The organism is Nitrospira sp., assembly GCA_016715825.1.
GTDB lineage: Bacteria > Nitrospirota > Nitrospiria > Nitrospirales > Nitrospiraceae > Nitrospira_D.
Window position 1 is genome coordinate 58,386 of the sequence record JADJXO010000002.1, and the last position, 11,852, is coordinate 70,237.

The 11,852-nt window shown below is 54.4% G+C and carries 11 protein-coding genes and 1 tRNA gene; 2 read left to right on the top strand and 10 right to left on the bottom strand.

The features are described from left to right. Positions 1-121: 121 nt before the first annotated feature. From IPM58_06345 to IPM58_06370, 6 genes are all read right to left on the bottom strand, one after another. Positions 122-1,519, bottom strand: coding sequence for an MBL fold metallo-hydrolase (locus tag IPM58_06345; protein MBK9306702.1), 1,398 nt, complete (start codon positions 1,517-1,519; stop codon positions 122-124). Further along, positions 1,516-2,373: a TIGR00730 family Rossman fold protein gene (locus IPM58_06350; GenBank protein MBK9306703.1), complete on the bottom strand. Its 858-nt coding sequence runs from the start codon at positions 2,371-2,373 to the stop codon at positions 1,516-1,518. The genes IPM58_06345 and IPM58_06350 overlap by 4 nt, the downstream gene beginning before the upstream one ends. A 64-nt stretch (positions 2,374-2,437) precedes the next feature. Next, a complete protein-coding gene (locus IPM58_06355) occupies positions 2,438-2,863 on the bottom strand; it encodes a hypothetical protein (protein MBK9306704.1) in 426 nt (141 codons plus the stop codon). A 1-nt stretch (position 2,864) separates the two neighbouring features. After that, on the bottom strand, positions 2,865-3,251 hold the full coding sequence (locus IPM58_06360) for a hypothetical protein (GenBank protein ID MBK9306705.1): 387 nt from the start codon (positions 3,249-3,251) through the stop codon (positions 2,865-2,867). Between the two features lie 10 nt (positions 3,252-3,261). Next, entirely contained in the window at positions 3,262-3,759 is a 498-nt protein-coding gene (locus tag IPM58_06365) for a GNAT family N-acetyltransferase (GenBank protein ID MBK9306706.1), read from the bottom strand. 12 nt (positions 3,760-3,771) lie between these two features. Then, complete coding sequence (locus IPM58_06370; GenBank protein MBK9306707.1) at positions 3,772-4,380, bottom strand: DUF502 domain-containing protein; 609 nt, start codon at positions 4,378-4,380, stop codon at positions 3,772-3,774. A 131-nt stretch (positions 4,381-4,511) separates the two neighbouring features. On the opposite strand from IPM58_06370, the gene IPM58_06375 reads away from it, so the two are divergent. After that, the gene (locus IPM58_06375) at positions 4,512-4,781 is read left to right on the top strand and encodes a Trm112 family protein (GenBank protein MBK9306708.1); all 270 of its coding nucleotides are present in this window, start codon (positions 4,512-4,514) and stop codon (positions 4,779-4,781) included. A gap of 564 nt (positions 4,782-5,345) precedes the next feature. Here the strand turns inward: IPM58_06375 and IPM58_06380 are convergent. The 4 genes from IPM58_06380 to IPM58_06395 all read right to left on the bottom strand — a co-directional run bounded on the left by IPM58_06380 (position 5,346) and on the right by IPM58_06395 (position 11,216). Next, the gene (locus IPM58_06380) at positions 5,346-5,714 is read right to left on the bottom strand and encodes a hypothetical protein (protein MBK9306709.1); all 369 of its coding nucleotides are present in this window, start codon (positions 5,712-5,714) and stop codon (positions 5,346-5,348) included. Between the two features lie 72 nt (positions 5,715-5,786). After that, entirely contained in the window at positions 5,787-6,116 is a 330-nt protein-coding gene (locus IPM58_06385; protein MBK9306710.1) for a hypothetical protein, read from the bottom strand. A gap of 281 nt (positions 6,117-6,397) precedes the next feature. Next, complete coding sequence (locus IPM58_06390; protein ID MBK9306711.1) at positions 6,398-7,687, bottom strand: nitrate oxidoreductase subunit beta; 1,290 nt, start codon at positions 7,685-7,687, stop codon at positions 6,398-6,400. Between the two features lie 91 nt (positions 7,688-7,778). Next, the gene (locus tag IPM58_06395; GenBank protein MBK9306712.1) at positions 7,779-11,216 is read right to left on the bottom strand and encodes a molybdopterin-dependent oxidoreductase; all 3,438 of its coding nucleotides are present in this window, start codon (positions 11,214-11,216) and stop codon (positions 7,779-7,781) included. A gap of 525 nt (positions 11,217-11,741) precedes the next feature. Here IPM58_06395 and IPM58_06400 point away from each other — a divergent pair. Next, a tRNA-Gly gene (locus IPM58_06400) sits at positions 11,742-11,816 on the top strand. Positions 11,817-11,852 lie beyond the last annotated feature (36 nt).

The window sequence follows — 11,852 nt, forward strand, 5'->3', positions numbered from 1 at the left end:
TCGGCCTTGTTCAGGTTCTGCTGCTGCGGTGGAGAGGCAGCCCGCAATCAGTGCCGCGCCGAGCGACCCCAACACGAGCGGCACGATCCGGTGCACGGTGACGGAGCCGATCCGGTTTTCGTTAAAGCTCATGGGTGCTGCCGTGATGGGGAATGCGGACGTCGATGTGTGGATGCTCGGTCTGGATAGCGGTCCCTAACGAAAGGGCCTGCTTCTCCTCGCCATGGACCACGAAGATGGTGCTCGGCAGGGGATCGATGGCTCGGACGTAGGCCAACAGGTCGTTCCGGTCGGCATGGGCGGACAGCCCGTTGAACTTGACGACCTGAGCCCGCCTCCGCGTGGGCACGCCGAAGATGGGCACCACGTCCCACCCCTCGACCAGCTTGCGGCCCAGCGTATGTTCCGCTTGGAACCCGACGATCACGATGACATTCGCCTCGTCCTGAATGGCATGTTTGAGATGGTGCACCACGCGGCCCCCCTCGCACATCCCGGAGGACGAGATGATGACGCAGGGGCCCCGCATGGCGTTAAGCCGCTTGCTGTCTTGCGGTGACGACACAAAATGAATGTAGCGAGACGCAAAAACATCGCCTGTGTCGGAGAAGGTCTTGGACGTCTCTTCGTCGTAACATTCCGGGTGGCGTTTAAATACGCCGGTCGCCTTGTTGGCCAGAGGCGAATCGATGTAAATCGGAATGGGATCTACCCGCCCCTCTCCCACCAGTTCTTTGATGCGCATGACCAGCTCTTGCGTACGGCCCACTGCGAAGGCCGGGACAATGATCTTGCTCTTGTGCCTACGGGCATGCTCGATGAGGTCTTGTGCTTTTTTCTTCATATCCTCGCCGAGCTGCTCGTGCAGCCGATCGCCGTAGGTGGATTCGAGAATTAATACGTCACAGGGCGGCGGAGGTTCCGGATCGCGAAGGATCGGCATCTGCGATCGCCCGAGATCGCCGCTGAACAAGACCGTCGTGCTGTTGCCGCGCGCTGTGTATTTCACTCGGACCGCGGCAGATCCCAAAATGTGCCCCGCATCATGAAACGACGCCGTGAGCCGTGGCGCGAGCTTAATCTGATCGCCGTAGCGTTCGCCCTCGAAGCGCCGGATGACCTTACGCACATCGGCGCTATCGTACATCGGGCGGATACAGACGCGACCGCGCCGCTTTTCCGTCTTGTTCACATAGCGGCAATCATTCTCTTGGATCCGCGCGGAATCTTCGAGCATGATGCCGGCCAGATCTCCCGTGGCTCTGGTGAGGTAGACCTTGCCGGCGAAGCCCTGACCCGGTAACACGGGTAGGGCGCCGGAGTGGTCGATATGTGCATGCGAGAGCAGCACCGCGCCCACGGCCTTGGCGTCGAATCCAAGGTGTCGGTTACGCCGAACCGCTTCGTCTCGACGTCCCTGAAACATACCGCAATCGAGGAGGACTCGAAACCCTGGCACCTCCAACAGATGCCGACTCCCCGTGACCGAGCGTGCCGCCCCATGGAAAGAGAGTTTCATACAGTGCCGACTCCATTGTGACGGACGATGATATCCCACGCGTCCTTGGCTGTTTCGGCATAGTGAAACAGCTCAAGATCATGCTGCGCAATCAGCCCATACTCGACGAGGAGCGGCCAGTTGATGAGCCGGTCCCAAAATTCACGGCCAACTAGGACAACCACCACCCGGTCGGTTTTCCCGGTTTGCAGCAAGGTGAGTGTTTCAAACAGCTCGTCTAACGTGCCGAAGCCTCCGGGAAATGCGACCAGTGCCTTGGCGCGGAGGAGGAAATGCATTTTTCTGACGGCGAAATAGCGAAACTGGAAGCTGAGTTTCGGGGTGATGTAGGGGTTGGGATGCTGTTCGTGGGGCAAGGTGATGTTGAGTCCGATGGACTTAGCCTGTACGTCCGCCGCCCCTCGGTTGGCCGCCTCCATAACACCAGGTCCGCCTCCTGTCACGATCACGTAGTCACAGTGGCCGCCGATCTGGCAGGTGGATGACACCAACCGGCCGAACTCTCTGGCAATGTCATAAAATTGCGACAGCTCGAGCTGTCGTTTGGCGATCGTCACGCGTCGGCGGCGAACCGGATCGCCTGGAGCCCGCGCTGCCTCCGCTTCTGCCTGCTGAAGTTCTTGTTGTGCGGCACCAGGTTCTTTGAGTCTGGCACTGCCAAAGACCACGATTGTGGAGCCGATGCCTTCGTCCGTCTGAATCAGCTCCGGCTTCAACAGTTCGAGTCCGAGCCTGACGGAACGCAATTCATCGCGCTGAAGAAACTCAGTATCCCTGTCGGCCGGGATGTAGGAGGAGGAGGATTGCCCCCCCTGCTGGAGGGCGGGAGCCTGGTCGGATGTGTCCGAGTCCATGGATCGGTATTATAACCACCCCATCTCGAGGCGGCAATGCGTGCTCGGCAAAACCGCTGATCGCCTAAAACGGATATGGATAAAATGGAGGCCCGGAGAGGTGGCGCTGAAAGCTTGAGTGAACCACAATTCCATAAGGATCGAACGCGACTTGGAATGCGTCGACTCCCAGTCCGGTTCGAGAAAAGATCAGATCCGGATCGACCGGTGTCCAGGGTTTTGCGAGCCATCCAAAATTGACCCGTGAGTATTTCAGATCCAGAAAGCGGTAGGTGGCGACCATGCCGGTCTCGGATTCGCCGATGGAATCCGGTGCCCCGAGTTGGGTGACGATATCCGTGAAGGTGGTATTCCCCGGAGTAATGAAGGCGACATCATCCGGCGTGAGCGTCGTATTCAGGGAGACCCGGACGACGTTACAGCCGACGAGCGATAGGCAGACCAGGGTAACCAGGAAGGAGAAGACGATGTGGTTCCGCATGGTCCCCATGTCAGTCCCCGAAGGGCCAGAAACGAAACTTCATCCCGGCGGTTCTTTTAGAAAAAATGACATCCTCAACGAAACCCTCTTGATTCAGGACCACGAAGAGGTCGTCGCTCTTGAGGGAGAGGCGGGTGAAATTGAGGACGATCAAGAGCAGACTGCCCGCTTTGGCGTCATATCGATAGTATTGAAAGACGTCGCGCCCGTTAAGCTGGACGAGTCGATCCGGTGCGCCGAGCAGATGGATCACTTGCTCTTTGGTCGTTTCGCCCTTGTGGAGGGTGGCAATAGCGTCCGCGCTGATTTCATCCCCCAAGGTGCCGCGACTAAAGGCGCAGCCTTGGATAAGAATCGCGAGGACGAGGAAACCAATACCGGCTTTTGCTTTCATCACGTTGCCTCGTTTATGGGTTGAGGGCATGAGGCCCAAGGACAAAGTCGTGTTCATACATGTCGTATGCGGAGGGGAGTAATCCGGCCCTCCGGTACGCGGCATGGGCCCGCTCGTTCTCGTGTGCCACGTAGAGTCGAATGCCGCAGATGCGGGAATCGTTTTTCGCTTCGTCGGTAATGTGCCGATGCATGGCCTGATAGACTCCACGGCCCCGCTGCTCCGGTATGACATAGACACTTTGGATCCACCAAAACACCCCGTTTCTCCAATCACTCCATTCATAGGTGATCATGAGCTGTCCGACGGGTTGTGTCTCATGGCCACCCGGCTGTTCGGCGATAATGTAAAAGCCGTATTGCGGTTGCACGAGTAACGAGCGGACTCCGTCGCGCAAGGTGGCCCCGTCGAGGCGGCGATCTTCAGTCTCCAGTGCCAGAGCGAGATTGAATGCCGTGATGGTATTCGTATCGTCCGGTGCCGCTTGTCGGATATGGATGGGATTGGGCATGACGTCGTCCCCTCACAATGCTTGCTGATCTGATGGGCTAAGCCATCCGTTCTTTGGTTGGTAGAACCCGGCGGAAAACTCCATCTTCATCGCGTCCTCGACCTGGAGATTAATGGGATGGAGCGCCTGTTCGGGAATGAAGGCGAGAAAGCCGGTGAATGGATGGATGGCGGTTGGGACAAACACCATGCAGAGGGTCTGTGAGGGTACGACCTGAATGGACGGTGGAGCCACCCCCATGACAAATCCTAAGGCCCAACAGCCGTCACGAGGAAAGGGAAACGCCACGACTTTACTCCGCCCGAAACGGGAGCGGAAATTCAAGATGTCCGTCATGCCCTTTAACGTGAGGTAGACGCTCTGGACGAGCGGGATGCGCTCAATGCGCCGTTCGATTCGCGCCAGGATGTTCTGTCCCACGACATGATCGAAAAAGATACCGGTTAGAATCAAGACGAGGATCAGCAGCAGCAGGCCAAGCCCAGGTATTCGATAGTACATGTATCGACCGACGAGATCATCAAGGGTCGTGAAGAGCGTCGACAGAATGAGGTAGGTCGCCCAGGCAGGCACCAAGACAATAAGGCCGGCGACGCAGGTCTTCCAGAATGCGGTGATCATGGATGATTACCTTGGTCTATTGGTCAGTGTAGCAGATATGGCCTGCGATGTGCAGGCGCGTTCGTGGCCTTGCGGTCTTACCTGTCGATGCAGTATTGTGACAACGTTATTTAACTGGACGACTTCTTCTCATGAGCCTAGATCCGGACCTTCTCGCGATTTTGTGCTGCCCCGAGACCAAGCAAGCGGTGAGCCTCGCTGATGCGACCCTCATTCAAAAGGTAAATGCGGCTATAGGTAAGGGTCATGTCCGAAACAAGGGTAGTCAACTCTTGGCCGGACAGATCGAGGGTGGCCTGGTACGGGAAGATCAACAGATCTTGTATCCGATCCGCGAGCAAATCCCGGTTATGCTCATTGAGGAAGGGATTCCGCTTGAACAGGTCCTCTCTAGCACCTAAACCGACCGGGTTTCCCCTACTCTTCTCAGTAGACCCCTCAGTCGGACGATTGAGGAATAGATCGACATATCGCTGACTTTTTACTTGATGACCCTGGCCGTGTACTCAGGATTTTTCGGATTAAGGTCCGATGATCTCGATCGGCTTGACGGGGGTTTCTGTTTTAGATCCTGTTGAAGTCCCACAGTGGACACAGAGGTATTCATACAGATTCCCACTCGGCAGGACGAGCAGAAGACGTTCACGGGTGGGCGTAGCCACCTGACAGCGTGGGCAAAACAGGAGAGACGCCCTAAGAGAGTCGAACTGTCGTTGCCCATGGTCTGTCGACGGGCGGCTTCGGTTGGCTCGTTGTCCCCCGAGTATGCCCAGGGGTCTCTGCGGTGGCGGTCGCATGGACAATTTTATGAGGATAGCGATTTGAGCGTCAAGGGGTATGGGAGTCTACGTGAACGTTGATAGGCAACAGCCCGACACGACCTTGTGACCATATCCCATTCATCATAAAGAGGTCCCCTGGCGTCATCTCAAGAATTGGTCCGGTATTTACTCCATCGACGCCGGTCACACTGCGGTCTTGGCCGATTCGATCTCCGTAGCGGTGATCAAGCTCGACAGGTAGTCTGCGACGAAATTCAAGGCTTCCTCGCGCCCATCTGCACGACGCCCCTTTTCTCGACGCTGGACCGAGAGTTCATGCTCCAGATCAGATTTGACCTCTCCCAGGATTCTCTGAAGGGATGAAGGGGTGAGATTGGTATCCATATCTTCCAGTTCCTGACAACGATCCAGGACCCAATTGAGTCCTTCGATGCGTCCGGCATAATGCTCCTGCTCAGCGGTATCGATCCTGGCCATTGCGGTGGCAAATGTTTGGGCTTCATAAATGAGGTTATAAAAACTCGTAACGCCACGTTGTAACGATGGGTTCATGATGCTCCTTTTCCTAATGATGAAATGTAATTATACATCAGATTGAGGGACGGACAAGGAGTATTTTTAGGGCTACGTGAAGAGGAGGGAATGGAACTCATTCATGAACCCATAGTACAGAGGGGCAAAATCTTTCAGACAATCAGGACTTGTCTCTTTGAGACGTTTAAAGAAAAACACTTGTCCTCGTGGGTCAAGCTGTTCAAGGAGCTGGCTGAGTTGAGCCATTGAATAGCTTCCCGAAGGCACGCTCAAAACATAATGAACGAGTCGTTCAACAAATTGCTGCTCCATATATTCGCCATCAAGATAACCTGCGGGGAGTTGCCCTGACGCAAGGAAGTCATCAAATGGGATCGCCTGAGCAGCAAATGGGACTGATTGCTGCGGTTGGGGTGTCACGCTGAATGGGCTCCGTCAAGAGTGAGTATAGTGGCCTTCAGGAAAATTTACTGGAGGCAATGAATCTCGTCAAGTGCACGGACTATCTAGTACACGCTGAGCCGAAAGACTGGTGTGCACCGACAATCTGACTCTACCACTACACGCTGGATGTACATAGCTCACCTTCCGCTCCGGTAGATACGCGATCATGTTTGCCAGGAGACCTCTCTATAAATGTAGAGAGGCGGGCCCCCATTTGGAAGACCCGCCCCTTGAACTCTGTATCGATCCTTGTCGACTTACAACCAGGTCACGCGCTCGGCCGGCCGGATGTAGATCGGCTCTTCGACCTGCACACGTGCCACTTCTTTCCCGGATTTGTTGAAGCCCAATACGGTGTCGTTGTACATCTCGAACCGCTTCCCGTGGATCTGGGTTTCAAACACTTTCGGACCAGGAATAACATCATAGCGGAATACGATCTGTTGGCTGGCTCTCCACAACTGGAGCACGGCCAATAGTTCCCGGCTCGGGACCAGGTACTTCTCAATCGCGTTATCTACGCCAGGACCAAACATCTGTCTGGCATAGCCGCGCGGCGAATGGCGTGGCGGGATGTAAAATCCGTTTGGCTCAGTGCCCCATTGCGGATACAGCGGCAGCGCCACTTGCTCCACACGAATGGCGTAGTACAGCGGATGCCACCGGTCCTCTGCCCAGAGCCCATCATCGCCGATGCGCATCAGGCTCTGCATACGAATCTTCCCGACACAGGCTGCCATGCAGCGGGTTTCCATCGGCTCACCACCAGTCAATGGATCTTTTCCCTCAATACGAGGATAGCACGCAATGCACTTTTCGCTGACCCTGGTGGTTCCTCGATACATCGGTTTCTTGTAGGGACACTGTTCCACACACTTCTTATAACCTCGACATCTGTTTTGATCGATCAGCACTATGCCGTCTTCCGGACGCTTATAAATAGCCTTGCGTGGACAAGCTGCCAAGCAGCCCGGATAGGTGCAGTGATTACAGATGCGCTGTAGATAGAAAAAGAAGGTCTCATGTTCCGGGAGACTGCTCCCGGTCATTTTCCACGGTTCCTCTTTGGAGAAACCCGTCTTATCAATCCCTTCGACCAACGCCCGCATGGAGGTGGCAGTGTCTTCATAGATGTTGACGAAGCGCCATTCTTGGTCCGTCGGGATATACCCGATCGCTGCCTGCCCGACTTTGGCACCGGCATCAAAAATGGTCATTCCTTCGAACACGCCATAGGGAGCATGATGTTTCCGTCCCACACGGACGTTCCAGACCTGCCCTCCAGGATTGACCTGTTCAATCAGCTGGGTAATTTTGACATCGTAGAACTGTGGATAGCCACCATAGGGCTTGGTTTCCACGTTGTTCCACCACATGTATTCCTGTCCCTTGGAAAAGAGCCAGGTCGACTTATCAGCCATACTACAGGTCTGACAGGCCAAGCAGCGATTAATGTTGAAGACGAAGGCAAACTGCCACTTCGGATGTCGTTCCTCATAGGGGTACAACATCTTTCGTCCCAGTTGCCAGTTATATACTTCAGGCATAGTCTCCTCCGTAATTCGTCAGTGGCAATGTTCGAAGCCTGTGGTGGGGCCCACGCCGAGCCACCACCCACGCTTTCAGTTTGCCTTGCAGTTAGACCTTGATCTTGATGTGTTCGCCTTTGAGCCACTTGATCATGAACTCATTCTCCTGACCCGGTGTGAATCCCGTTCGTACAGGCTCCCACGGACCACGAGCTCCGATGCCGCCGTCTTCCGCCTTGGTGATGCGGATGAGACATTCCTTCGGCACTGTGTTGATGGCATGGTGATCGACCTGATAGCCCCACTTGAATTTCCAGGCGATTGCATGTTTGCCCGGCAAAGAGTCCGTTTGGTGAATCGGCATGAGCCAGTTACGCGTAAAGGATTGCTGCGCTCCGTACCGGAAATTTGATTGATACCCTGTATCGATCGCGATGGCTCGACCGTCCGGTCTAGTTTCATGTCCTTTCACTGATTTAGGCGTCGACACGAACGGCGCATGCTTGGACATGGTCACATGATAGGGATACGATGGGTTGTACTTTGCCCGAATCATCAAGCGAGCGACTTTGTAATAGGGATCGCTCGGCTTCCAACCTCGATAAGGTCGGTCAACCGGGTTGCCATCTACATACACGTAGTCTCCGTCATTGATACCACGGTCCTTGGCTGCCTGCGGATTAATGTGGATCTGGTGTTCGCCGACTCCCGGAGTCCGTTTATCCATCCGATAGGGATCGCCGAAGTTGGATTCATATATCTGCACCCAGTCGTTCACCGACCACTGGCTATGGACCCGGTGACGGGTTTTTGGTGTGACACAATAGAACTGATACCCCTTCTCCCATAGCGGGTTGGAATGCCGCATGATTTCGTGCCATGACAACTTGATGTTACGCACGGTCTTGTCATCGTGGTGTTGTGCGGTGATCGGGATCCCATAATCATCCGGTCGGCAATACGGATTCGTCGTGAAGATAGCATTCGGCAAGTACGGTGTCGCCTCTGGACCTTCACGATGGGAGATGAAGTTCTCCCCGTACTCGATGGATTCGGGTTCGATCCGATAGTTTTCGTATCGACCGCTGCGGGTCCACATCGGCTTCGACTCGTTGGTCTCCTCCCAGAAGGGATGCCGTGGATAGGTACGAACCATCACCATCCAGCCTTTTTCCGACTTGAGCATAACGTCGGCAGAATAGCCGTAGAACGTACTGGACGCATCAAGCATACGCTGTGCGTACACATCGACACGGTTGGCATAGACCATGGCGAAGTAATCGCGCATCCGCTTGTCGCCGGTCATATCCGACAGCTTGGCTGCCACACCGGCAAAGGTATCGAGGTCGTTTCTAGTGTCGTACAACGGCCGGATACCACCCTTCCAAATCTGGACCCACGGATTGGAAACGGTCACAGTCATTTCTGGATAGGTGAACTCCATCCAGGAGTTACAGGCAAAGGCGATATCGTTGTGGTTGACGTCGGACGTCATCTCGATATCCTGCGTAATAAGACATTCAATATTCGGATCGACGTTGCGCACCATATCGTAGTGGTGCTTGGCGTTATTCAAGACGTTCACGTTGACTACCCAACGAAGCTTGCTCGGTGTCGGCATGTGCGTCTTCCCGGTGAACACCTTTCGTCCATACTTGGGGGTATTGACGATCAAGGCCGTATCACCATGGTTCCAGTAGCCGACTTCCTCGCCGTAATAGTATGACCTGGTTTTGATTTCCTTACCATGGGCGTTCGGATCCAATGTAATGTTGAATGGATCTTCGCCCGTGTGCACAGAGAGACCCGCTCCAGACCAGGGCGTTGCAGTCCAAGTTCCAGCCTTATAGTTACCGGCCCAGGTATGCTGCCCGGTTCCGAACTTCCCGACGTTGCCGGTGATGATGAGTACCATCGCGGCCGCTCGTCCGTTTGGGGTCATATGGAAGTAGTGCGTGACACCCTCACCGTTGTGGATGGCTGCTGGCTTAATCGTGCCTGAGTCACGGGCCCACCGCACGAGGAGATCCTTCGGCGTCCGACAGATTTGATGGACGGTATCCAGGTCGTAATCCTGGAAATGCACGAGATACATCTGCCAGACTGGCATCGCATCAATTTCACGTCCATTGAGCAGCTTGACCCGGTACGTGCCGGTAAGAGCGGCATCAATGCCGCTATTTGTATAGTGCCAACCGACTTGCTCCCGATGGAGCGGAATCGCCTGCTTCTTATTGAGATCCCAGACCATCATGCCGCCCAGTCGCTGAATCTGCTCCGGCTTCAAGGATTGAATGCGCCCCGAATAACTCTTCGAGAAGTCAGGGAATTGATAGTCCGCCACGACATCACGCGGATCCAGATATTGCAAGGTATCCGTGCGCACCAGAATGGGGGCGTCGGTAAATTGCTTCAAGAAATCCGTGTCGTGTAGGTTTTCGTCGACAATGATCTTCATGGCGCCCAGAAAAATGGCGCCGTCCGATTGCGGCCTGAGAGGCATCCAATAGTCCGCACGATATGCGGTTGGGTTGTACTCAGGGGTAATGACGACGACTCTGGCTCCACGTTCAATACACTCCAGCTTCCAGTGCGCTTCCGGCATCTTGTTTTCAACGAAATTTTTTCCCCAGCTGGTGTTCAGCTTGGAGAAGCGCATGTCGGAGAGGTCGATGTCAGACCCTTGCACGCCGGACCAGAACGGATGTGAAGGATTTTGATCCCCGTGCCAGGTGTAGTTTGACCAATACCGTCCGCCCTGAGCCTGATCCGGACCGACCTTGCGGATCCAGGTATCCAGCAGCGCATTGATTCCGCCGTTCATGCGGGTGTTACCCATCTTGCCGATGATACCAAGCACGGGCATTCCGGCCCGATGCTTGAAGCACCGCGTGCCTGCACCTTTCATCATTTCGATCATTTCCGGTGCATAGCCCTGCTCGCGGAGACGCCGTGCTCCCGCTTCGCCGCTATACCGTGTAGCAATCACAATCATCGCCTTGGCCGCGTAGGTGAAGGCCGTGTCCCACGACACGCGGAGCATATCGTCGAGGAATCGACTATCAAACTTGTACTTCCGCTTGGTCTCCGGAGTGAGCTCAGGAGACCCGTCATCCATCCACTGCTTCCACCCTTTCCGCATCAACGGACCCTTTAATCGATACGGTCCATACACGCGTCGGTGGAAGGTAAACCCCTTCAAGCACATCCGGGGGTTATGGGCAAAGGTTCCGCGATTTCCATAAAGATCTTCATAAGTTTGGTGGTCATAGTTCTGTTCGACACGCATGACCACTCCGTTCCGCACAAACGCTCGGACGCGGCAGGCGTGCGTGTCGTTCGGCGAGCACACCCACGTAAAGGATGAATCGTAGCGGTATTGATCGTGGTAGACGCGCTCCCACGAGCGATCAGGATAATCTCCCAGTGGGTTTCCAACCTCGACTACCGGCTGAAGGGCCGTCAATGCCAGGACGTTGTCAGCCACGGCTGCGGCAGCCACCGTGCCTGCAGAAACCTTTAGAAATTGTCGACGCGACAAGAACATCGTTGATACCTCCTCACGTTTAAACTTGAAGGACTTTTTCGTTTTCTTTTTGGTCAGTTCCTATAATTTGTTGACTTACAAGCTTGGAAAATCGTCTTATTGTTTTTAAAAAAGCAACAGGTATGTAGCACTAACCCTCACCAGTTGCAACCTATGTATCTCGCAATATTCAAACCACTGAGATCTGTTGGTCTCGATATCACTCGTGCTTATTCTTAACCATTCGAATGGATTGAGGTTATTTAATTTATTCGCCCGTGCTCCTCATAGGCGGTCAGCGATCAGTTTTGAGTAGTTTACGTATCATATTTGGAGATACCAGAACAGTGAAGACCAGAATTGATCTCATTATTTTATTAGATATTGAGAACTTATATTATGTGACCGCCTGCACAATTCACCGTGTTACGATAAGGTAATGTATTCACTCTTGTTACCGGTTTCGCCTATGACTTACTCTCGTCAACTCGTGGCTTGACAGTGTCCTGCGAGCTCAGTACACTCCGCACCTTCTGCGCCTCTCGAGCGGGAATAGCTCAGTGGTAGAGCATCGCCTTGCCAAGGCGAGGGTCGAGGGTTCAAATCCCTTTTCCCGCTCCATTCAGGCTCTCTTCTCTGTGGTATAAGTGTCAATCC